Origin of the sequence: Glycocaulis sp., from assembly GCF_050485565.1 — a bacterium.
GTDB lineage: Bacteria > Pseudomonadota > Alphaproteobacteria > Caulobacterales > Maricaulaceae > Glycocaulis.
On record NZ_JBJHBQ010000006.1, the window covers coordinates 67,082 to 89,083 of the forward strand.

Sequence of the window (22,002 nt, forward strand, 5' to 3'; positions counted from 1 at the left end):
ACTCCACGAACCCCGCATTTTTCAGGCTTGCAAGCTCACTGTCCTGAACGTCAGAGAGACGCGGCGGGCCCTTGGACGACGCAGGCCATCAACAAGGTCTGATTTGCGCGCCGGAATCTCGTGCGTCCAATCATAGCGCGCCTGACCCGACAAAATCAGCAGCGATAACGGCTCAAGCACGTGGCCAAGCTGCTCGCCGGTTTGACGGCATCGAAACAGCATTTCCGTGCGCCCGCCAAGGCTTAGCGAGGCGACAGCCGGGCCGAAACACGGCTCGCAATCGACATGGGCCGATATTCCCTGCCCGGGCAGATACTCGTTGACGATCACCTGATCGATGCGGTCCGGGAACTCTGGCAATGCTGAAACCGCTTCGCTGACCGGCACCAGCCAGTCCGGCAACGGGCCGAGGCGCATAGCCGGTGTAACCCGGCGCTCACGATAGTCGTAACGCCAACCATAGTGCTGCACGCGGCGCTTCAGATCAGAACGCCATTCGCTGGAATCTACCCAATCGAGAAGCCGCCCACCTGCCCTTTCGGGCAGGAAATCCCCGATTATGCTGGCCCCCGGCGGCAATATCGGTTGTGTCATCGGATCACGGCCCGGCTGGCCTGACTGCCCCCTACCTTTTCAGCAGCGCTTCCAGGATGCGGCGCACTTCCGCGCCATGTTCGGGATCGCCAAGGCCGAAAGCGGCGGCGGCGCGCAAATATCCGGTCTTGGAGCCGGTATCGAAGGTCTCGCCGGTAAACGGCAAAGCGTGGAAGGGGCTGGTTTCCATGAGTTTCAGCATGGCATCGGTCAGCTGGATCTCGCCGCCCGCACCGGGCTTTTGCTCCTCCAGCGCGTCGAAAATCTCCGGCTGCAGGATATAGCGCCCTGAAATCATCAGATTGGACGGAGCATCGGCGACGGCAGGCTTTTCCACCATGCCGCGCATCTCGATCAGATCGCCCTTGCGCTGGCCCGGCTCGATAATGCCATAGGAGCTGACCTCCTCCATCGGCACTTCTTCCACCGCAATGATATTGCCGCCCGTCACCTTGTGGGCCTGAGCCATGGCGGCAAGGCAGGGCGTCTCGGCGCGCATGATCATGTCCGGCAGGAGGACGGCAAACGGCTCATCGCCGACGATCTCGCGCGCGCACCACACCGCATGGCCAAGCCCCAGCGGGGCCTGCTGGCGCACAAAGCTGCACGCGCCAGGCGCAGGCAGGTCGGCGCGCAATTCTTCGAGCAGCTTCGTCTTGCCCTTGGCCTCCAGCGTCATTTCCAGCTCGTAGGCGGTGTCGAAATAGTCCTCGATCGACGCCTTGTTGCGCCCGGTGACGAACACGAAATGCTCGATCCCGGCCGCACGCGCCTCATCAACGACATAGTGGATGGCAGGCCGGTCAAAGACGGGCAGCATCTCCTTGGGCATCACCTTGGTGGCGGGCAGAACGCGCGTGCCAAGACCGGCAACGGGAAGGACAGCCTTGCGGACCGGCTTTTTCGACATGCTCGATACTCCGTGGGGAGGCTATTCGACGGTGACGGACTTGGCGAGATTTCGCGGCTGGTCCACATCCGTCCCCTTGTAGACGGCGACATGATAGGCAAGCAACTGCACCGCACTGGCGAACAATAGCGGATTGGTCAGCTGGCTGCCCTTGGGAAGCGTGATGATGCTGGCGGCCTCGCCCTCCAGCGCGCGGGCGCCTTCCGGGTCCGTGATCGCGATGACATGCGCGCCACGGCTGGCCACCTGCTGGATGGATGAGCGCGTCTTGTCGAACAGCGCATCGTGCGGCGCGATGACGATAACCGGCAGCCCCTCTTCGATCAGGGCGATGGGGCCGTGTTTGAGCTCGCCTGCGGCATAGCCCTCGGCATGGATATAGCTGATTTCCTTCAGCTTCAGCGCCGCTTCCAGAGCCAGCGGGAAGTTCTGGTTGCGCCCCAGATAGAGCACGGTCTCATGACCAGCGATCTCCTGGGCCAGCTTCTCGATCTCATCTTCGCGCTCCAGCGCCTTCACCATCAGGCCGGGCGACGCCAGAAGGCTGGCCACATGACCGGCTTCCTGCGCACGGTCCAGATGCCCGCGATGACGCCCCGCCAGCACCGCAAGACAGGCCAGCGCCGAAAGCTGGCAGGTAAAGGCCTTGGTCGAGGCCACCCCGATTTCGGGGCCAGCCAGCGTCGGCACGACGAGGGACGCCTCGCGCGCTATCGTCGAATGGGCGGTATTGACCAGCGCCAGCGTCTGCACGCCCGCCGACGCGGCAAGGCGCATCGCCTCCAGCGTGTCGGCGGTCTCACCGGACTGGGAGATGAACAGGGCTATGTCGCCGGGCAGGAAGACCGGGTCGCGATAGCGGAACTCCGAGGCGATATCGACCTCGACCGCCAGCCGCGCCAGCGATCCGAACCAGTAGCGGGATATCTCGCCGGCATAGGCCGCCGTGCCGCAGCCGACAATGACAAGGCGGCTGGCGGAACGGAAATCCAGCCCCGCAATCTCATGCACGCTGTTCTCGAACGCATCGACATAGTGCGAGACGGTGCGGCCGATCACTTCTGGCTGCTCGTGGATTTCCTTTTCCATGAAATGGCGGTGATTGCCCTTTTCGGCCAGCACATGGCTGGTCTCGGCAGGCACCAGCTTGCGGCTGGCCACGGCCCCATGTGCGTCGAACACGTCGATACTGCCGGGGTGGATCACCACCATGTCACCATCGTCCAGGAACATGATCTGTTCGGCATGGCCCGACAGCGCCAGCGGATCAGACCCCAGATAGCCCTGTGAACGGCCAAGCCCGGCGATGAGCGGCGCACCCTTGCGCGCGCCCATGATGAAGCCGGTCTCGTCCTCGATCATCACGCCCAGCGCAAATGCGCCTTCCAGGCGCGGTAATACAGATTTCAGGGCGGCGGCAGGATCGCTGCCCGCCTGCATTTCGCGGTCGATCAGATGGGCCACAACCTCGGTATCGGTCTGGCTGGTGAAGCTGCGCCCTTCGGCCGACAGCTCTTCGCGCAGGGTCTTGAAGTTCTCGATTATGCCATTGTGCACGACCAGCACGCGCCCGGCCTTGTGCGGGTGGGCATTGTCGTCGCTGGCCGCGCCATGGGTTGCCCAGCGCGTATGACCGATGGCTGTGCTGCCGCCCAGCCCGGCGGGAATCTTGTCAGCCAGGGCCTGGACCTTGCCGGTGGCACGCAATCGGTGCAGCGCTCCGCCCCTGTCGGTTACGGCGATCCCGGCAGAGTCATAGCCACGGTATTCCAGCCTGCGCAGACCTTCGAGAATGAAGCCCTCCGCCCCGTTGTGACCGACCACACCTACAATGCCGCACATTCAGCAACTCCCGGATTCGCTTGAGACCTTGGTCCCTGATTTCGAGCCTGCTTAGTGGCAGGCCGCAATGCGTTAGGCAAGGCAGCGCGCAATCACGCTTGATGACGTTTTGTGAAAGCAGCGCCTTCGTCCTGTTTGCCGGCAGGCCACAGGCCATGGACGCCTCCGACCCGATGGGTTAGGAGTTCAAGGTCACGCGAGGGGACACTTGTGGAGCGTTGAGGGCATGGTATTGCCGTTCAGGACAATGTGCGCGGCAGCCGCCCTGCTGACCGGACTGATGGCCCTTGGCTCTGCCTTCGCGCAGGACAGCGAGCGCCCGGTCTATCTTGACGCTGTCGAGATCGAGCAGACCCGCGACGGCAATGTCATCACCGCGCGCGGCGAAGTCAGCGTGCAATCGGGCGATCGGTTGCTGTTTGCTGACGAGGTGGAATACCGCACCGACGAAGACCGCGTGATCGCGCGCGGCAATGTCCGGCTCCATGATGGCAACCTGCCTGCCCAGACAGCCGAGGAAATCGAGCTGACCAATGAATGGTCGGAGGCGATGGCCACCGGCTTTGCCATGCTGATGGACAATAATGGCCGGGCTGCATCGGCCTATGCCGTGCGCCGGTCTGATGGCGGAGTTACGCTGCACCGCGCCTACTATACCGCCTGTGATCTTTGCGAAGATGGCAGCCGCACGCCCACCTGGCGGTTCCGCGCCCGCGAGGTCGTGCAGGATCCTGAATCGGAAATGATCTATTACCGCGACGCCCGTCTGGAAGCGTTCGGTGTGCCGATTTTCTATTCGCCCGTATTCGCCCACGCCGACCCGTCAGCGCCGCGCCGTTCCGGCTTCCTCATTCCGACGGTGGATCTCTCCAACCGGCTCGGCTTTGTCTACCAGCAGCCCTACTACCACGTCATGTCGCCGCACCGGGACATCGTGGTGACGCCCATGGTGATGACCGAGTACAATCCGGTCATGCGCTATGAGTATCGTCAGCGCTTCTGGTCAGGTGCCATCAATATCCGCGGCAGCGCCACCTATGAGCAGGAGTTCGACCGGGATGGCGCGTTTGGTGACAGCGAGCTTCGCGGCCATGTAGCCGGTAGCGGCTCATTCAACATCAGCCCCGGCTGGGTCTGGCGCTTCAATGTGCAGCTGACGTCCGATCCGCTGTATATGGAGCGCTACGGTCTCAGGGGCGATGTCGACCGGACGTCGGACTTTGCGAGGCTGAACGCCCGCCTCCTGCCGAGCGATGTCGAGTTGCGCGGGCGGACGGGGCAGTATTTCGTCAATGTCACGGCGATGGGCTTCCAGTCGCTCCGGACGAATGTTGATGACAGAACTCTGCCGGTCATCGCGCCCATGGTTGAAGCCGAATACCGCCTGCCCCTTCCCGGCTGGGCGGGATTTGCCAATGCCAGGGCATCGGGCATCTATCTGACACGCGATCTGGGCAATGATTACGCGCGGGCCACAGGTGAAATAGACTGGTCGCGCAATTTCACCGTGCCGGGCGGCATTCGCGTATCTCCCTATGCGGGCGCGCGCAGCGACGCCTACCGCTTCACGCGCACCAATAATGCCGGCGTCACGCTGGAAACGCGCGAGTTCACGCGCGCCATGGCCAACGCAGGCGTGGACGTGTCCTGGCCCTTCATGCGGCCCGGCGGTCTGGGCGATACGATACTGGCTCCGCGCGTCCAGCTGGCCACCTCCACGGCGCTGGGAGATGACGAGCTGGCACCGGGAGAAGACAGCCTCAATCTGGAACTTGATGTCTCCAACCTGTTCGCGCGCAACCGGGCCAATGGCTATGATGCGTGGGAAGAAGGAACGCGCCTCAATGCGGGCCTGACCACCAGCTTCCACACCAAAACCCCATACCTGCCCGATACCGAGCTGTTTGTCGGCCGCAGCTTCCGGCTGGACGGCGATGCCAGCTTCGGCCCCGGCTCCGGGCTGGACGACAGGCAGTCGGACTGGGTGGCGCAGCTCGATGTCAATTTCGGCAATATGTTCCAGGCGGGCGTACGCGGCCGCTATGACGGCGATACCGGGCAGGCCAACCGGGTTGACGCCTTCTCGCGGGTCTCATTCTGGCGTGTCAGGGGCAATGTAACCTACTCCCTGGTCGACGATGCAGCGGTCACTACGCCGGTGCGCGAGTCGGTCAATTTCGGCGGCAATGTCCGCATCACGGATAACTGGTTTGTTGCCTATTCAGGCGTGCGCGATCTGGAACGCGGCATTACGCGCCGTCAGGATCTCAGCCTGGTCTATCGCGATGAATGCACCGATGTGCGGATCATCTACGACCAGACCAATTACGATATCGGCAATCTGGGTCCGCGCCGCTCCGTCATGCTGCAGGTCACGCTGTTCTCCATCGGGAACAGATAGCGCGCCCGCGCAAAGGCCAGAGCCCGGCTAGAACTCGCTAATGGCCCGGATGATCGTGTCCTGCGCGGCTTCATCCAGATAGGGGTGCATGGGCAGGGACATCACCCGCCCCGCCTTCTCTTCCGTGACAGGAAGCCCGCCCGGCCCGGCAGGGTATTTCGCATACGGTTCCTGCTGGTGGATCGGGATCGGATAGTACACGGCGGTCGGAATTCCGCGTGATTTGAGATGCGCGGCCAGCGCGTCGCGGCGGCTGTGCTCGATCGTATATTGCGCCCAGACGGACACCCCGCCCGCAATGACCTGCGGCACGCTATCCACACGCTTTTCCAGATGCGTGTTATAGCGCTCGGCAATGCGGTTACGCGCCGCGATCTCGTCAGGGAATATGGCAAGCTTTTCCAGCAGCACCGCCGCCTGGATGGTATCCAGGCGCGAGTTCATGCCGATGCGGACATTGAAGTATTTGGGATCGTGTTCAAAGGCGCGCTTCTCGATATCGCGCGGCATGGCTTTGCCGTGCACGGCAAGCGATTCCATGATCTCGGCCAGATCGGCGTCATCGGTCAGCACCGCCCCGCCATCGCCATAGCAGCCCAGCGGCTTGGCCGGGAAAAACGAGGTGGTGGTCACATCGCTCCAGTGCGAGGGATGCTTGCCGTCCAGCGTGCAGCCAAAGCCCTGCGCACTGTCCGCGATCAGCTTCAGCCCGTGGCGCTGCGCGATTGCCGCTATTTGCGGATAATTGGCCGGCTGGCCGAACAGATCGACCGCAATGATGGCGCGAGGGGTCAGCTCGCCTTGCGCCTTCACCATCTCGATGGAGGCTTCAAGATGGGCCGGGTCCATATTGTAGGTATCAGGGTCGATATCGACGAAGACCGGTGAGGCACCAAGCCAGGGCACCACTTCAGCCGTCGCGGTAAAGGTGAAGGACGGGCAGAACACGGCGTCGCCGGGGCGCAGTCCCCACGCCATCAGGGGCAGCACGAGCGCATCGGTGCCGTTGGCGCAGCCCAGCGCCCGTGATGAATCACTGAACCCGGCCAGAGCGGCCTCAAACTCCTGAACCTCCGGCCCGAGAATAAACCGGCCGCTGCGCACGGCCGACATGATCCGCGCGTCTACCTTCTCCGCGATACGGGCGTACTGGGCTTGAAGGTCAATAAATTGCATGACTGGGTCCTGTGGATCGGTTGCCGCGCCGGGCGGCCCTGGGGATTTTGCGCGACCATGATGCAGGCCCGCCAGATCAGGCAATCACAATCTGTTTCGATGTCTGCGGGCAAGACTCACTTCACCCGGTCGATGAGCCTTTTAAGGTATAGCGCATAAGCGCCGCCACCCATCGCATCGGCGAGCGCGCGCAACTCCTCGCGGGCGATAAAGCCCTGACGGAACGCAATCTCCTCCGGGCAGGCAATCTTCGAACCTTGCCTGCGCTCCAGCGTGGAGACGAAATCGGCCGCTTCGAGAAGGCTGTCCGGCGTACCGGTATCCAGCCAGGCATAGCCCGCGCCCATGGTTTCCACCGCCAGCTCGCCGGCATCGAGATACATCTGCAACAGGCAGGTAATCTCCAGCTCGCCGCGCCCGGATGGCGTCACCTTGCGTGCGCGCTCCGGCGCCTTCCCGTCGAGGAAATAGAGACCCGTCACCGCAAATTCCGAGGGCGGTGTTTCCGGCTTCTCGATGATCCCGGTGGCGCGGCCGTCATCATCAAAGGCCAGCACACCATAGCGCTGCGGGTCGGCAACCTCGTAGCCGAAAACGGTCCCGCCTGACGGACGCGCATCAGCCGAACGCAGCATCTCGCGCAGGCCCTGACCGAAGAAGATATTGTCCCCCAGCACCATTACCGACGGCGCACCGGCCAGAAAATCCTCCGCCAGCAGATAGGCTTGCGCCAGCCCGTCCGGCGATGGCTGGGCGATATAGCTGAGCGAAAGCCCCCACTGGCTGCCATCGCCCAGAAGCGCCTGAAACAGCGACTGGTCCTGCGGCGTGGTGATGATCGCGATCTCGCGCACACCCGTCATCATCAGCACCGATAGCGGGTAATAGATCATCGGCTTGTCATAGATCGGCAGGAGCTGCTTGGAGAGCACAGCCGTGACCGGATAAAGCCGCGAGCCTGATCCGCCAGCCAGAATGATACCCTTGCGTTCTGTCACCACTCTGGCCCCGGCGCAGCTTCCTACCGGCCCTTTGTATCCGGCCAGCGCGCCTTCGCGTCAATGCGCGGGTGCGGCAATGTCAGACCTTCGTGCCGAGCCTGTCGCCTGCACCCTTGCGCGCCAGCAAAGGCTGCCACCACGCCTCATTATCCAGATACCACTCAACAGTACGGCGCAAACCCTCCTCCAGCGTCACCGAAGGGTGCCAGCCCAGCTCGCCGGCTATCCGGCTGGCATCAATGGCGTAGCGGGCATCATGGCCGGGCCGGTCCTCGACAAAGCGGATAAGGCTGGCGTGGGACTGGCCTGAAGGGCGCAGCTCATCGAGCACCGCGCACAGGACCGTCACCAGCTCCAGATTGGTCCGCTCGCTATTGCCCCCGATATTGTAGGAACGGCCTGTCTCACCCCGTTGCAGGACAGTCAGCAGCGCGTCGGCATGGTCATCCACATAGAGCCAGTCGCGCACATTCGAACCATCGCCATAGACCGGCAAAGGCTCGCCCGCGAGCGCCTTGATAATCATCAACGGGATCAGCTTTTCCGGGAAATGATACGGCCCGTAATTATTCGAGCAGTTAGTCAGCACGACCGGCAGGCCATAGGTCTCATGCCAGGCGCGCACCAGATGATCGGCCGCCGCCTTGGAGGCCGAATAGGGCGAGCGCGGATCGTAGCGCGTCTCTTCGGTAAACTTCACTGACGGGTCGGCAGGCAGGGAGCCATACACCTCGTCGGTGGAGATGTGGTGGAAGCGGAAATCGTCCGGCCTGCCCTTGCCCACCCAGTATTTGCGTGCCGCTTCGAGCAGGTTGAACGTGCCGTTGATATTGGTCTCGATGAAGTCCGCCGGGCCATCAATGGAGCGGTCGACATGGCTTTCAGCGGCCAGATGCATCACGGCATCGGGCTGATGGCTATCAAAAATCCTGTCCAGCGCAGCCCGGTCGCGAATGTCTGCGTGCTCGAAAGCGTAAAGCGGAGATGCGGCCACAGACGCCACATTCTCCAGCGAGGCCGCATAGGTAAGCGCATCCAGATTGACCACGGACAGGCCGCGCGACACCGCCAGGCGGATGACCGCCGAGCCGATAAATCCCGCCCCGCCTGTGACCAGTATTGTCATTGCCCTGCCCGGCTCCCCCGCGTTTAGATTTCCTGATCGAACGCGCCGACTTCTGGATACTTCGTCAGCTCCTGCTTGATCGCGGCGAAGATCGCGCTGACATCTTCTTTCGAAGTCAGGCTTTCCACCACCACGACCAGGTTTGGCGTGTTGGAGGAGGCGCGGATCAGCCCCCACGCCCCGTCAGCGAAGGTAAAGCGCACGCCATTGACCGTGTTCACATCCACAATCTCGCGCCCGGCGACTTTCTCACCCTTCGCCTTCTTGTCTTCAAAGCTGGCGATGATCCGCTCCACCACATCATACTTCACCTCGTCCGCGCAGGCAGGCGACATGGTGGGTGAGCCATAGCTGACGGGAAGGGCGCGCTTGAGATCGGCCATCGAGCTGTCCGGATTATTGTCCAGCATGGCGATGACGCAGCGCGCCGCCGTCAGCCCGCAATCATAGCCCTTGCCCACGGGCGGCTGCAGGAAGAAATGGCCGGACTTCTCAAAGCCTGCCAGCGCGCCGAGCTGATGGGAGCGGCGCTTGATATAGGAATGGCCGGTCTTGAAATAATCGGTCTTCGCGCCATTGGCTTTGAGCACCGGATCGGTGGCGTAAAGCCCGGTCGATTTCACATCGACCACGAAGGTGGCGTTCCTGTGCTCAGCGGAGAGATCACGCGCGAGCATCAGGCCCACCTTGTCGGCGAAAATCTCCTCACCCTCATTATCGACGACGCCGCACCGGTCCCCGTCACCATCGAAGGCAAGGCCGACATCGGCCTTGTGCTCGCGCACCGCATTGGCCAGCGCGTGCAGCATCTTCATGTCTTCAGGGTTCGGGTTGTAGTTCGGGAAGGTGTGATCGAGATCGCAGTTCAGCGCTACCACCTTCACGCCCATCGCTTCGAGCGCCTGCGGCGCAAACGCGCCCGCCGTGCCATTGCCGCAGGCGGCGACGACCTTCAGCTTGCGCTTTGCTTTGAACCCGCCCACCAGATCGGCGATATAGCGCTCGCGCACGCCATTGGCGCGCACATAGCCGCCCCCGGCGCGGGCCTTGCCAAGACCCTCCAGCACGATGGTTTTCAGCCGGCTCATCTCGTCCGGGCCGAAGGTCAGCGGACGCTCCACGCCCATTTTCACGCCGGTCCAGCCATTGGAATTATGGCTGGCCGTGACCATGGCGACGGCGGGAATATCCAGATCAAACTGCGCAAAATAGGCCATAGGCGAGAGCGCCAGGCCGATATCGTGCACCGTCACACCGGCCTGCATCAGACCCACTTCCAGCGCCTGTTTGACCGACAGGGAATAGCTGCGGAAATCATGGCCCGTCACAATATGCGGCGCGACGCCCAGCTCGTGCATCAGCGTGCCAAGGCCCAGCCCCAGCGCCTGCACGCCATAGAGGTTCAGCTCCGGCGCCTTGTCAGACCCGGGATGACCAAACCACCAGCGCGCATCATACTCGCGAAAGCCCGTGGGCTTGACGAGCGCGCGCGTCTCGAAATCCCAGCTATTGGGTTTCAGGTCTGCGCTCGGGCGCTGGCTGGCGGACATGGATACCTCATCTGACAGGGTGTGTGGATGGATGCCGGACCAGCCTAGCTGAGACCTGCACGCAATAGATCATGGATATGCAACAGGCCGAGCGGCCTGCCGGTTTCATCACAGACGAACACCGACAGGATTTTGTGCGAACCGGCCGTCATCAGGCGCAGCGCGTCGGCGGCGAGATCACCCGGCGCCACGCTTTTCGGATTGGCGGTCATAATCGCCTCGACGGCCGAGGCGGTCAGGTCCGGGCTCATATGGCGGCGCAGATCGCCGTCCGTGATGATGCCGGTCAGCTTGCCGCCGCGCGTGATGCCGACACAGCCAAACCCTTTGGAACTCATCACGATCAGCGCGTCGGACATGAGCGTGCCTTCTTCGGCCAGCGGCATATCGGTGTGCATGAGATCGCCCGCCTTGAGGAAGGCTGCGCCCAGCGTACCGCCGGGATGGAAGGTGGCAAAATCGGCCGCCGTAAAGCCACGCGCTTCGATCAGCGCCACGGCCAGCGCATCGCCATAGGCCATCATCAGCGTGGTGGACGTCGTCGGCGCGCGGGTTTCCCCTGCCGCTTCCGGCGCATCAGGTACCAGCAGGAGATGATCGCTCGCTTTTGCCAGCGTGCTGTCCTTGCCTGCGGTGAGCGCAATCAGCGGCACGCCGAAGCGGCGGCAATAGGTAGTCAGATCGCCCAGCTCGCGCGTCTCGCCGGATTTGGACAGGGCCAGCACCGCGTCACTGGCGGTAATCATGCCCAGATCACCATGGCTGGCCTCGGCGGGGTGGACATATTGCGCCGGCGTGCCGGTAGAGGCGAGCGTGGCGGCAATCTTGCGCGCGACATGGCCCGACTTGCCGACACCTGCACAGATGAGACGGCCTTTCAAACTGGCCAGAAGACTGACAACCCCGACAGCGCGCGCATCGAACGCCTCTTCCAGCGCGGCCAGTCCCTCGCGCTCGATGCGCGCCGTGCGGCGCATGGCCTCGAGAATACGCGCGGTGTCGATCCGGGCAGAGGGGCGGTTCAGGCTTTCAGGTTCGGACATGGAAAAGGGATCAACCTCAATCGTGGTGCACAGACCAGCGCCGGTTTCCGGGGCATACGGTCTGGCGTTTCACTATCGCTTGAGGCTTTAGCAGCGCTATAGCGCGCTGGCCAGTATCAGAAGGCGTGACTGCCGATCTGGGTGGCGACGAAGGAGAGGAAACGGTCCAGCGTTTCCTGGGTCTCTGTCTCGATGATGCGCGCATCAGCCTGCCCGCCCGGCTCGGTCATGTAGAACATGCACTCGGAGGTTCGCGCCGCCAGCTCCTCGGTGAAGCTGGCCACCAGCCGGTCAAGCAGAGCGGCCTCGTCCCCGTTAGCGGGGGTAACAACCTGCCGGATCATCCCAACACCCCTTGCACTCTGCCGGGCGCAGTTTGCCTACGCCTCTTCACGCCGCCATTTTCGGATGGCCAGCGTCTTGTAGCCGGACACTCTGCGCGCAGGCCCCGGACATGCAAAGAGCGCGCCGGAAAGACCGGCCCGGTTTGGGCGCGATGTGTGTCTTTTTTGCCAAAGCGGCGCTATGGGAGTGGTCAAGCGGGCGCCTGCGCGCTATTGCCCGGTGCCAGTACCGGCCCGTCCATATCTGGAGTTCGCGATGCCTCGCCTTGTCCTCACCCGCCACGGCCAGAGCCAGTGGAATCTGGAAAACCGCTTTACCGGCTGGGTGGATGTGGACCTGACCGAACGCGGCGAGGCCGAAGCGCGCCGGGGCGGCACGCTGATGAAAGAGGCAGGCTTTGCCCCCGACATCGCCCTTACCAGCTATCTGCGCCGCGCCATCCGCACCGCGCATCTGGGCCTTGATACGCTCGACCGGCTGTGGATTCCGGTGATGCCGGACTGGCGGCTCAATGAACGCCATTACGGCGCGCTGACCGGCCTGAACAAGGCTGAGACCATCGCCGCCCATGGCGAGGAACAGGTGCTGATCTGGCGGCGCTCGTTTGACATTCCGCCGCCCGCGCTGGAGCGGATCGATCCGCGCCATCCCTGCCATGACGAGCGCTATGCCCATCTTGATCCTGACCTGCTGCCCGGCACCGAAAGCCTGAAAGGCACGCTTGCACGCGTGGGTGAATGCTTTGACGCGCTGGTCGCCCCGCGCCTGATGGCCGGAGAGAGCGTGCTCATCTCCGCGCATGGCAATTCGCTGCGCGCGCTGGTGAAAATCCTCTTTGAGGTCAGCAATGACGATATCCTCAAAGTGGAGGTGCCGACCGGCAATCCGCTGCTGATCGAGCTCGATGGCCTTCGCCCCGTCGAGGCGCGCTATCTCGATGAAGACCGCGCCCAGGCCCTGCCCCCATGCCCGAAGGGCTGACCCCTTCCGATCTGCGCTTGATGGACACGGCGCTGGCGCTTGCCTTCTCCGGGCTGGGAAGCACCGCGCCCAACCCGTCGGTCGGCTGCGTGATCGCAAAAAATGGCCATGTGATCGCCACCGCCGTCACCGCGCCGGGCGGACGCCCGCACGCTGAAGCACAGGCGCTTGAGACAGCCGGAGAGGCGGCACGCGGCGCCGATGTCTATGTCACGCTGGAGCCATGCTCCCATTACGGCCATACACCGCCCTGCGCCGAGGCGCTCATCCGGGCAGGCGTGGCGCGTGTCTTCATCGCGTCGGGTGATCCTGATCCGCGCGTATCGGGCCGGGGCGTCGCCATGCTGCGCGAGGCAGGCATTCAAGTGATCGAAGGCGTCCGGCAGGAAGCAGGCGACGCGCTTAATGCGGGCTTCTTCACCCGCGTGCGCACCGGCCTGCCGCTGGTCCTGCAGGACCGCCGGGCCAATATCTTCGATGCCGATCTGGTGCCGGGGCCGGATGAAAGCGTGGATCAGGCGATCCAGCGCCTCGGCCGGGAAGGGATGACGCGGGTACGAATCGCGCGTTAGCGATATTGCGTGTTTTGCTGAAAATAGCTAATATCTCCACATGAAAGCGGAGGCATTGGCAAAATGAGCAAAATTTCCGTGACGGCAACCGAATTCCAGACCCGTGCCGGGCTCTATATCGAGCAGGCAGCCAAGAGCCCCGTCTTCATCACCAAGCACCGGCGCACGGCGCGCGTACTGATCGATATCGATGAGTATGAACGCCTGAAAGCGCGCGACACCCGCCAGAACCATCTTACGCACGCGCTGCCGGACCAGTGGGCCGACGCGCTGGCTGGCGCGGAGTACGGCGATGCTGATCCCGAACTGGAAGCGCTGCTGAAGACAGATTCCGGTTAAAAAAGGCCTGAGCCGGTACCCGGCCTTGTCATCCGCTATGACTTTCTCTGGTCACACGAGCGCGAGAAAGGTCAGGGTGAAGGCGGCAAGGACCGGCCCTGTGTAGTGGTTGCCGCGATTGTCCAGAACGCTGACGGCAAGACCGAGGTGCTGCTGGTGCCTGTGACGCACAGCTCGCCAGAGGCGCAATCAGGTGCGGTCCTGATACCCGCTGCCGTCAGCCGCCATCTCGGACTGGATGACTTGCAGAGCTATGTCGTGACAACCGAGGCCAACGCCGTCTCGTGGGATGATGCGGGCATCATTCCGGCCAGGCCCGGCAAGAACTGGGCCTATGGGCATCTTCCCAAGGGACTCTACGAAGACATCCGCTCGGCCATGATGGAACGGCTTCGTCAGCGAACACTGAAAACAGCCAAGCGGGAGAGCTGAGCCGCCCCCTAGCCCTTGCTGCGCCGCAGCCGCCGCAGGCGCTTCCAGAAGCGCTTGCGCTCCGGGCGGGGCTGGGGTTTGAGATTGGCCACGAACTGCTCGGTGCAGGCGCGCCAGGAGTTCTGTTCGGCGAAGGCGCGTGCGTCTTCGCGGTTCAGCTCCAGCGCCTGCAGGCAGGCTTCGCGCAGATCGTCTGACACCACACCGGCATTGGAGCCGGGAATGATGTCGCGCGGCCCCGGCGCGACAAACGCCGCCACCGGCGTGCCGCAGGCCATCGCTTCAAGGATCACCAGCCCGAACGTGTCGGTAAAGCTGGGGAAGACGAACACATCGGCGTCGGCAAAATGGCGCGCCAGCTCCTCGCCGGACTTGCCGCCGGTAAAATGCACGTCCTTGTATTTGCGTTTCAGCTCTTCCAGCTGCGGCCCCGGACCGACGACAACCTTGGAGCCGGGCAGGTCGAGCTTCAGGAAAGCCTCGATATTCTTTTCCACCGCCACCCGGCCGACATAGGCAAAGACCGGCTTTGGCAGGTCTTTATAGACCCCGCCATCAATGCCGCGCAGGTCCGGGCGGAACTGCTCGGTATCCACCCCGCGCGACCACGGCACCAGATTGTTGAAACCGCGCTTTACGAGGCCCTGACGCATCGTCTCGGTGGCGACCATGATCCCGTTCCCGGCATTGTGGAAACGGCGCATGAAGGCATAGCCCGCCGCCAGCGGAATGAAGGGGAAGCGCGCATGCACATATTCGGGAAACTGGGTGTGGTAGCTGGTGGTGAAGGGCAGCTTCCATGACAGGCAGATGCGCCGGGCCACATGGCCGAGCGTGCCTTCGGTGGAGATGTGGATGGCTTCCGGCTCGAACGCGCGGAAACGCGCTTCAAGATCATCGCGCGCGCCTAGCGCCAGCTTGATATCCGGATAGGTCGGCAACGGGATCGTCTTGAAGCCAAGCCCCGGATGGATGACCTCCACCTCATGGCCCATGGCCCGGCATTCATCGACCGTGCGCGACAGGGTGCGCACCACGCCATTGACCTGCGGTTCCCACGCGTCCGTCACCAGCAGTATGCGCAAGGGCGTATTGTCCATTTACGGGCCTCATTTCAGTTGACCCGGACCGTGCCTCAAAGACAGGTCCGTGAGCCGGGCCGGTGCTCATAACGCGTTTTTGCGGCCAAGCGAAGGGTAACGGTGTTGTGATCTTGCCTGCCCGTTCGCGTTGTGGCCATGTCACCGCGAGCTTTGGCCCGAAAGACGGATTGACGATGACCACCCACACTGCTTCTGCCGCCAGCATCGGCTGGGATAGCATTGACGCCCTGAAATTCGCGCCCGAGAGCGAGGCCGTGCGCGCGCTCAATGCCCAGGCGGGGCTGGACGCGGCGGCACGCGCACGCGTCTCGGCAGCGGCGATTGATCTGGTCGAGCGGGCGCGCAACGCCAAGACCCGCACCGGGCTGATGGAATCCTTCCTTCAGGAGTTTGGCCTGTCCAACAAGGAGGGGCTGGCCCTGATGTGTCTAGCCGAGGCGCTCCTGCGCGTGCCGGACGCGAAAACCGCCGATGCGCTGATTGCCGAAAAGATCGGTTCGGGCGCGTGGGCCGAGCATGCCTGGAAGTCGGAAAACTGGCTGGTTAATGCCTCGACGCTGGGCCTGATGCTGTCTGGCTCGCTGATGGATGTGGACCCGGCAGCGCGAAAAGACCCCGGTGCCTATTTCCGCAATATCGCAGGCCGGGTCGGTGAGCCGGTCATCCGCACCGCGACCCGCCAGGCCATGCGCATTCTGGGCGAGCAGTTCGTGCTGGGACGGACCATTGGCGGCGCGATAAAGCGCGGACATGCCTGGAAAGTGCCCGAAGGCCACCACCCGCTCTTCTCTTTCGACATGCTGGGCGAAGGCGCGCGCACACACACGGACGCCGCGCGCTATCACACCCGCTATCTGGACGCGATTGCCGCCGTCGCCAAAGCCCGCCAGGACGGGCCGGTGGAAACAGTCGATGGCGTGTCGGTCAAGCTCTCCGCCCTGCATCCGCGCTATAATATCTTCAAGCTCGAAGCGCTCTGGCGCGAGCTTTATCCCAAAGTGCTGGAGCAGGCGCAGGCGGCCAAGGCGGCCAATATCGGCTTCTGCCTCGATGCCGAGGAGTCCGACCGTCTCGTCCTGCAGTTGATGATACTGGAGCGCCTCGCCCACGAGCCCTCACTTGCGGGGTGGAACGGTCTGGGCCTTGCCCTGCAAGCCTACCAGAAGCGCGCGCACACGGTGATTGCCAAGCTGGCCGAACTTGGCCGGGCCAGCGGACGCCGTCTCATGGTGCGCCTCGTAAAGGGCGCTTACTGGGACACCGAAGTGAAATTCTCGCAGATGAATGGCTGGCCGGACTTCCCGGTCTGGACCACCAAGTCCGCGACCGATCTCAACTATCTGGTCTGTGCCAGAGCCATGCTGGGCGAGCCCGATACCATCTATCCCCAGTTTGCCACCCACAACGCCCATTCGCTGTGCGCCGTGCGCGAGATCGCCGCCGAGCTGGGCAATGAATCATACGAGTTCCAGCGCCTGCACGGCATGGGTGAGCCGCTTTATCTGGCCGCCGCCAGCGCGTTCGCGCTGCGCCCTGTGCGTGTTTATGCGCCCGTCGGCAGCCATGAAGACCTGTTGCCCTATCTGGTCCGCCGCCTGCTGGAAAACGGAGCCAACACGTCCTTTGTGCACTCCTTCCTCGATCCCGATGTGCCCGCCGCCGATGTGGCGCGCGGCCCCTTCGAGGGCGCTGACAGCATGGACCGCCATCCCTTCATTCCTGCCCCGCCCCGGCTTTACGGTCCCCACCGGGACAATTCAGCAGGGGTCGATCTTTCACAGAAAGGTGTGCGCACCATGCTGGCAGACGCGCAGATCAGTTTCGACAAGGCGATGCCTTATGCATGTGGCCCGATCATTTCCGGCAAGGTGAAAATCGGAGAGGCGCGCGAGCAGGCAAGCCCGGCCGATTCTTCCGTGATTGTGAGCAAAGTCGTGGAGGCCGACGAGGCCATGGTCGATGCCGCCTTCACTGCGGCCCACAAGGCGTTCGATGCCTGGGACCGTCAGGGCGGTGCAGCGCGGGCCATGATCCTGCGCAAAATCGCCGATGTGCTGGAGGCCGATACCGACCGCTTCATGGCGATCCTGACGCGTGAAGCGGGCAAGACGCTAAACGACGGCGTGGCCGAAGTGCGCGAAGCGGTCGATTTCCTGCGCTATTACGCAGCCGAGGCCGAAACCAAGTTCAGCCATGCCGACCGCCTGCCCGGACCGGCAGGCGAAACCAACCATATGGAGCTGGCGGGCAAGGGCGTCTTTGCCTGCATCAGCCCGTGGAATTTCCCGCTGGCGATCTTTGTTGGCCAGGTCGCCGCTGCGCTGGCCGCCGGTAATACGGTCGTCGCCAAGCCGGCCGAGCAGACGCCGCTGGTGGCGTTCGAAACCATAAAACTGTTCCACAAGGCGGGCTTGCCCAAGGACGTGGTCCAGCTGGTACCCGGCGATGGCAAGGTCGGCGCGCTGATGACGGGCCATCCGCTGCTAGCAGGGGTTGCGTTCACCGGCTCGACAGAAGTCGCCCGCATCATCAACCGCACGCTGGCATCGCGCGACGGGGCCATACTGCCGCTGATCGCCGAAACGGGCGGGCTCAACGCCATGTTCGTCGACACCTCCGCGCTGAAAGAGCAGGTGGTGGACGATGCGATTCTCTCCGCCTTCGGCTCAGCCGGGCAGCGCTGCTCGGCGCTTCGCATCATCTTCCTGCCGCGCGAAACCTCCGACGGGCTGATCGAAGCGCTCAAAGGCGCGATGGATGCGCTGACCCTGGGCGACCCGGCCGACCCGGCGACGGACGTTGGCCCGGTTATCGATGATGAGGCGCTGGGCATGCTCACCGCCCATGAGAGCCGCATGGAGCGCGAAGCCACGATCCTGCACCGCGCGCCGCTGAGCGATGCGCTGAAAGCCCAGGGGCATTATTTCGCGCCCTTGCTGGTCGAACTGCCTTCGCTGGACATGGCCGAACGCGAAGTGTTCGGACCGATCATGCATGTAGTCCGTTACAAGCGCGCCGATCTGCCAAAGCTCGCCGCCCAGCTCGCGGATAAGGGCTACGGGCTGACGCTGGGTGTCCATTCGCGTCTCCAGCGATTCCTTGATTCGGTTCGCGAGGCGGTTCCGGCGGGCAATACTTACGTAAACCGCAACATGACCGGCGCGGTCGTCGGCGTGCAGCCTTTCGGCGGCGAGGGCCTCTCCGGCACCGGTCCAAAAGCCGGGGGACCGCACTATCTCTACCGCTTTGCCGCAGAGCGCGTGGTGACGATCAACATCGCGGCGCAGGGGGGCGATCCCGAACTGCTGAATCTGGGATAAGCGGCTGGCAGAGGCCAGCTGTGATTTCCACATTTAATGTCAGCAGGGCTATCGCCCCGAAAGCGTTAAAGAGTCCGGATGCGGAGCGGTCCGTGGTAAGGGTTCATTAACTAAAAAGTTGGGCCGAAGCGTGTTTGGGCCGTTGACGCTGGCTGAGACCCTTAGCACTATATGTTGCGGTTTCCGGGGGAAGCCACACAGCATGTATAGGTTTTTGTTAAGGCGGCGCGCATTTCCCTGCCCAGCGCCTAGGATTTTTGCGCCCTGCACGAAGGAGCGGTTTGGACCATGACGCCGTTTGACTCTAGCCCACTGTCCGGCACCGCCACCCAAGGGTCCGTGCGCTCGCGACGCGGCAAGCCCAAGGCTGTCACGCTGCGCCTCGTGGAGAGCGTGAAGACCGATCCGTCGCGCGACGAATTGCTCACCGATTTCGGCAAGAAAACGCTGGTCGACCGCTATCTCCTGCCCGGCGAGAGCTATCAGGACATGTTCGCACGCGCAGCCAGCGCCTATGCCGACGATACGGCCCACGCCCAGCGCCTGTACGACTACATGTCGCGCCTCTGGTTCATGCCCGCCACGCCGGTCCTCTCCAATGGCGGGGCCGAACGCGGCCTGCCGATTTCCTGCTTTCTCAACTCGGTTGGTGATTCGCTGGACGATATCGTCGCCACCTGGACGGAAAATGTGTGGCTGGCCTCCAATGGCGGCGGCATCGGCACCTATTGGGGCCATGTGCGCTCCATCGGCGAGAAGGTCGGCCAGAACGGGCAGACCTCCGGCATTATTCCCTTCGTGCGCGTGATGGATTCGCTGACCCTGGCGATTTCGCAAGGCTCACTGCGCCGCGGTTCGGCGGCTGTCTATCTCGACGTCCACCACCCGGAAATCGAAGAGTTTCTGGAAATCCGCAAGCCTAGCGGCGATTTCAACCGCAAGAGCCTGAACCTGCATCACGGCCTGAACATCACTGACGAGTTCATGGTGGCCGTGCGTGAGGATGCCGATTTCCCGCTCATCTCGCCCAAATCCGGCGAAGTGGTGAAATCCATCTCGGCGCGCAAGCTGTGGCAGAAAATCCTGGAGCTGCGCCTGCAGACCGGCGAGCCCTACATCATCTATTCCGACACGGTGAACAACGCCCTGCCCATGTTCCAGAAGAAGCTGGGCCTGAAAGTGCGCCAGTCCAATCTGTGCTCGGAAATCATGCTGCCGACGGGCGTCGACCATCTGGGCCGCGACCGCACCGCCGTGTGCTGCCTGTCCTCCGTCAACGCAGAGAAATTCCTCGAATGGAAGGACGATCCGCTCTTCATCGAGGATCTGTTCCGCTTCCTCGACAATGTGCTGCAGGACTTTATCGACCGTGCGCCCGACGAGATGGACCGCGCCACCTATTCAGCCTGGCGCGAGCGGTCTGTGGGCCTTGGCCTGATGGGTTTCCACTCCTTCCTGCAATCGCTCAACATTCCCTTTGAGTCCGCCATGGCGGCGAGCTGGAACCGCAAGCTGTTCAAGCATTTGCGTCAGGGCGCCGACCGCGCCTCGGTCAAGCTTGCCGAAGAGCGCGGCGCCTGCCCGGATGCGGCCGAAAGCGGCGTGAAGGCGCGCTTCTCGCACAAGCTGGCCATCGCGCCGACGGCCTCGATCTCGATCATTTGCGGCGGGACGAGCGCCGGCATCGAGCCGATCCCGGCCAATGTCTACACGCACAAGACGCTGTCAGGCTCCTTCACGGTGAAAAACCCGTATCTGGAAAAGCTGCTGGAAGACAAGGGCATCAACACGCCCGCGACCTGGAATTCGATCCTGGAGCATGAAGGCTCCGTCCAGCATCTCGACGCCCTCAGCCAGGACGAGAAGGACGTGTTCAAGACCGCGTTCGAACTGGACCAGCGCTGGGTGATCGAGCATGCCGCCGACCGCACGCCCTTTATCTGTCAGGCCCAGTCGCTGAACATCTTCCTGCCGGGCAATGTCGATAAATGGGACCTTCACATGCTGCACTGGACGGCGTGGGAGCGGGGCATCAAATCGCTCTATTATTGCCGCTCCAAATCCGTCCAGCGCACCGCCTTTGCCGGAACAGAAGGCAAGGATGACATGGAAAGCTCCATGCAGGCTGCTGCCAAGACCGAATACGAGGAATGCCTCGCCTGCCAGTAAGCGGCTGTATTGCATAATGGTTGGGAAAGGGGAGGCGTGCAGCCTCTCCTTTTTCATTGCAAGGTTGTGGCCGCGTTCATACGCAGTTAATCGCCGCTGAGCGATTCTGGCGGCGCGCCCACACGGAACGTGATAGATTACCGGGCGTATATACAGGTGACGTAACCGGCACTGGGGAGCGCCAACGTGACCAACAGGACGAACACTGCAGGGCGTTATGCTGCCGGGGCGAGCCGCCTCGCCGGCGTTTTGGCCTGCGCAGGGTTCGCCATGGCACTGATATCGCCTGCTGCCATCGCGCAGGACGCCCGCTCCGCTGACATGCGCGCCGTCATAATCGCGCCCCTGCTTGAGGAATGGTCCGCCAGTCCGCTGCCGTCCATGCGCCTGTCCATGGACCGCGAGGAAACCATCCCCGAAGCCCATGGCGCGCGCGACGCGTCATCGATTGCGGCGGCCGGGCTGGCTGCCCGCGATACCCACCCGTTCCAGCAGAGCTTTGGCGCTTTCCACGCGCCGCACACCGTTATCGCGCGCACGGCCACGGGCAGCGAGCTGCGTGTAGCCATGTACGATGCTGAACAGCCCGGCTGGGTAAGAGCGGCGCTGGCACCTTCCGGCATCGACCTGCCGGTCTGGCAATTCTCGGCCAACCGTCCGCGCGGACGGGCCATGGCACTGCGCTATGAAGGCCGTTTTGACAGCCAGGGCGGCGAAGGCGAGCTGGATATGGGTCTGCGCCCGCGCGCCGGGGTCAGCTTTGGCGATTCCGGCTCGGCGACCGAGTTCGGCGCGACTGTACGGGTCGGCCAGTATGTCGGGGCCGAGCATCAGGCCAATGGCGGCTGGTGGTTCTTCGCCGGTGCCGACCGGCAGGCGCTGATCTATCGTCCAGGCGACACACGCTCCTTGCGTGAGACCTTCGCGCTCCAGCCCTATGCCATGGTCGGCGATCAGCAGGCGGGCCTGGCCATGAATGTGCAGGGCGTCGACCTCTCGCTGGCTTATGTGCGGCGCGAGACCAGCTGGTCCATGCCCACCCAGTCCTGGGACACGTCAGAGGACTTTGCCGCCTTCTCGCTGACCTGGCGCAGATAG

General features: G+C 63.2%; 18 protein-coding genes. 8 read left to right on the forward strand and 10 right to left on the reverse strand.

All coding sequences use genetic code 11. From position 1 onward, the window contains the following. Positions 1 to 21 precede the first annotated feature (21 nt). From ACQ5ID_RS08135 to glmS, 3 genes are read right to left on the reverse strand one after another with little or no spacing between them, the layout of a single operon-like run. A complete protein-coding gene (locus ACQ5ID_RS08135; protein ID WP_429911950.1) occupies positions 22 to 594 on the reverse strand; it encodes an alpha-ketoglutarate-dependent dioxygenase AlkB in 573 nt (190 codons plus the stop codon). 31 nt (positions 595 to 625) lie between these two features. Continuing rightward, the gene (gene galU / locus ACQ5ID_RS08140; RefSeq protein WP_429911951.1) at positions 626 to 1,504 is read right to left on the reverse strand and encodes a UTP--glucose-1-phosphate uridylyltransferase GalU; all 879 of its coding nucleotides are present in this window, start codon (positions 1,502 to 1,504) and stop codon (positions 626 to 628) included. A gap of 21 nt (positions 1,505 to 1,525) precedes the next feature. Continuing rightward, positions 1,526 to 3,346 (reverse strand): glutamine--fructose-6-phosphate transaminase (isomerizing), encoded by a 1,821-nt coding sequence (gene glmS / locus ACQ5ID_RS08145; protein ID WP_429911952.1) that lies wholly within the window; start codon positions 3,344 to 3,346, stop codon positions 1,526 to 1,528. A gap of 226 nt (positions 3,347 to 3,572) precedes the next feature. Between glmS and ACQ5ID_RS08150 the strand changes: the two genes are divergently transcribed. Beyond that, the gene (locus tag ACQ5ID_RS08150; RefSeq protein WP_429911953.1) at positions 3,573 to 5,747 is read left to right on the forward strand and encodes an LPS-assembly protein LptD; all 2,175 of its coding nucleotides are present in this window, start codon (positions 3,573 to 3,575) and stop codon (positions 5,745 to 5,747) included. Between the two features lie 27 nt (positions 5,748 to 5,774). Here the strand turns inward: ACQ5ID_RS08150 and ACQ5ID_RS08155 are convergent, their stop codons facing one another. The 6 genes from ACQ5ID_RS08155 to ACQ5ID_RS08180 form a co-directional block, all read right to left on the reverse strand. Then, positions 5,775 to 6,923 (reverse strand): DegT/DnrJ/EryC1/StrS family aminotransferase, encoded by a 1,149-nt coding sequence (locus tag ACQ5ID_RS08155; RefSeq protein ID WP_429911954.1) that lies wholly within the window; start codon positions 6,921 to 6,923, stop codon positions 5,775 to 5,777. A gap of 116 nt (positions 6,924 to 7,039) precedes the next feature. Beyond that, positions 7,040 to 7,921 carry a glucose-1-phosphate thymidylyltransferase RfbA gene (gene rfbA / locus ACQ5ID_RS08160; RefSeq protein ID WP_429911955.1) on the reverse strand — a complete coding sequence of 294 codons (882 nt, stop codon included), beginning with the start codon at positions 7,919 to 7,921 and terminating at the stop codon, positions 7,040 to 7,042. An 82-nt stretch (positions 7,922 to 8,003) separates the two neighbouring features. Continuing rightward, positions 8,004 to 9,050, reverse strand: a complete 1,047-nt coding sequence (gene rfbB, locus ACQ5ID_RS08165; protein ID WP_429911956.1) for a dTDP-glucose 4,6-dehydratase — start codon at positions 9,048 to 9,050, stop codon at positions 8,004 to 8,006. Positions 9,051 to 9,073: 23 nt separating this feature from the next. Continuing rightward, positions 9,074 to 10,600 (reverse strand): phosphomannomutase/phosphoglucomutase, encoded by a 1,527-nt coding sequence (locus ACQ5ID_RS08170; RefSeq protein ID WP_429911957.1) that lies wholly within the window; start codon positions 10,598 to 10,600, stop codon positions 9,074 to 9,076. 44 nt (positions 10,601 to 10,644) lie between these two features. Beyond that, entirely contained in the window at positions 10,645 to 11,643 is a 999-nt protein-coding gene (locus ACQ5ID_RS08175) for a KpsF/GutQ family sugar-phosphate isomerase (RefSeq protein ID WP_429911958.1), read from the reverse strand. 116 nt (positions 11,644 to 11,759) lie between these two features. Beyond that, positions 11,760 to 11,987: a hypothetical protein gene (locus tag ACQ5ID_RS08180; RefSeq protein ID WP_429911959.1), complete on the reverse strand. Its 228-nt coding sequence runs from the start codon at positions 11,985 to 11,987 to the stop codon at positions 11,760 to 11,762. Between the two features lie 256 nt (positions 11,988 to 12,243). Here ACQ5ID_RS08180 and gpmA point away from each other — a divergent pair, with 256 nt between their 5' ends. The 4 genes from gpmA to ACQ5ID_RS08200 all read left to right on the forward strand — a co-directional run bounded on the left by gpmA (position 12,244) and on the right by ACQ5ID_RS08200 (position 14,312). Beyond that, complete coding sequence (gene gpmA, locus ACQ5ID_RS08185; RefSeq protein ID WP_429911960.1) at positions 12,244 to 12,969, forward strand: 2,3-diphosphoglycerate-dependent phosphoglycerate mutase; 726 nt, start codon at positions 12,244 to 12,246, stop codon at positions 12,967 to 12,969. Then, positions 12,954 to 13,541 (forward strand): bifunctional diaminohydroxyphosphoribosylaminopyrimidine deaminase/5-amino-6-(5-phosphoribosylamino)uracil reductase RibD, encoded by a 588-nt coding sequence (gene ribD / locus ACQ5ID_RS08190; RefSeq protein WP_429911961.1) that lies wholly within the window; start codon positions 12,954 to 12,956, stop codon positions 13,539 to 13,541. The genes gpmA and ribD overlap by 16 nt, the downstream gene beginning before the upstream one ends. A 63-nt stretch (positions 13,542 to 13,604) precedes the next feature. Further along, positions 13,605 to 13,880 carry a type II toxin-antitoxin system Phd/YefM family antitoxin gene (locus tag ACQ5ID_RS08195; protein WP_429911962.1) on the forward strand — a complete coding sequence of 92 codons (276 nt, stop codon included), beginning with the start codon at positions 13,605 to 13,607 and terminating at the stop codon, positions 13,878 to 13,880. A 105-nt stretch (positions 13,881 to 13,985) separates the two neighbouring features. Continuing rightward, the gene (locus ACQ5ID_RS08200; RefSeq protein ID WP_429911963.1) at positions 13,986 to 14,312 is read left to right on the forward strand and encodes a hypothetical protein; all 327 of its coding nucleotides are present in this window, start codon (positions 13,986 to 13,988) and stop codon (positions 14,310 to 14,312) included. 8 nt (positions 14,313 to 14,320) lie between these two features. On the opposite strand, the gene ACQ5ID_RS08205 is transcribed toward ACQ5ID_RS08200, so the two are convergent. Continuing rightward, positions 14,321 to 15,397, reverse strand: coding sequence for a glycosyltransferase family 4 protein (locus ACQ5ID_RS08205; protein WP_429912087.1), 1,077 nt, complete (start codon positions 15,395 to 15,397; stop codon positions 14,321 to 14,323). Between the two features lie 191 nt (positions 15,398 to 15,588). On the opposite strand from ACQ5ID_RS08205, the gene putA reads away from it, so the two are divergent. The 3 genes from putA (at position 15,589) to ACQ5ID_RS08220 (ending at position 22,002) form a co-directional block, all read left to right on the forward strand. Beyond that, positions 15,589 to 18,735, forward strand: coding sequence for a bifunctional proline dehydrogenase/L-glutamate gamma-semialdehyde dehydrogenase PutA (gene putA, locus ACQ5ID_RS08210; RefSeq protein ID WP_429911964.1), 3,147 nt, complete (start codon positions 15,589 to 15,591; stop codon positions 18,733 to 18,735). Between the two features lie 288 nt (positions 18,736 to 19,023). Beyond that, positions 19,024 to 20,904: a ribonucleoside-diphosphate reductase subunit alpha gene (locus ACQ5ID_RS08215; RefSeq protein ID WP_429911965.1), complete on the forward strand. Its 1,881-nt coding sequence runs from the start codon at positions 19,024 to 19,026 to the stop codon at positions 20,902 to 20,904. Positions 20,905 to 21,090: 186 nt separating this feature from the next. After that, positions 21,091 to 22,002, forward strand: a complete 912-nt coding sequence (locus ACQ5ID_RS08220; protein ID WP_429911966.1) for a hypothetical protein — start codon at positions 21,091 to 21,093, stop codon at positions 22,000 to 22,002.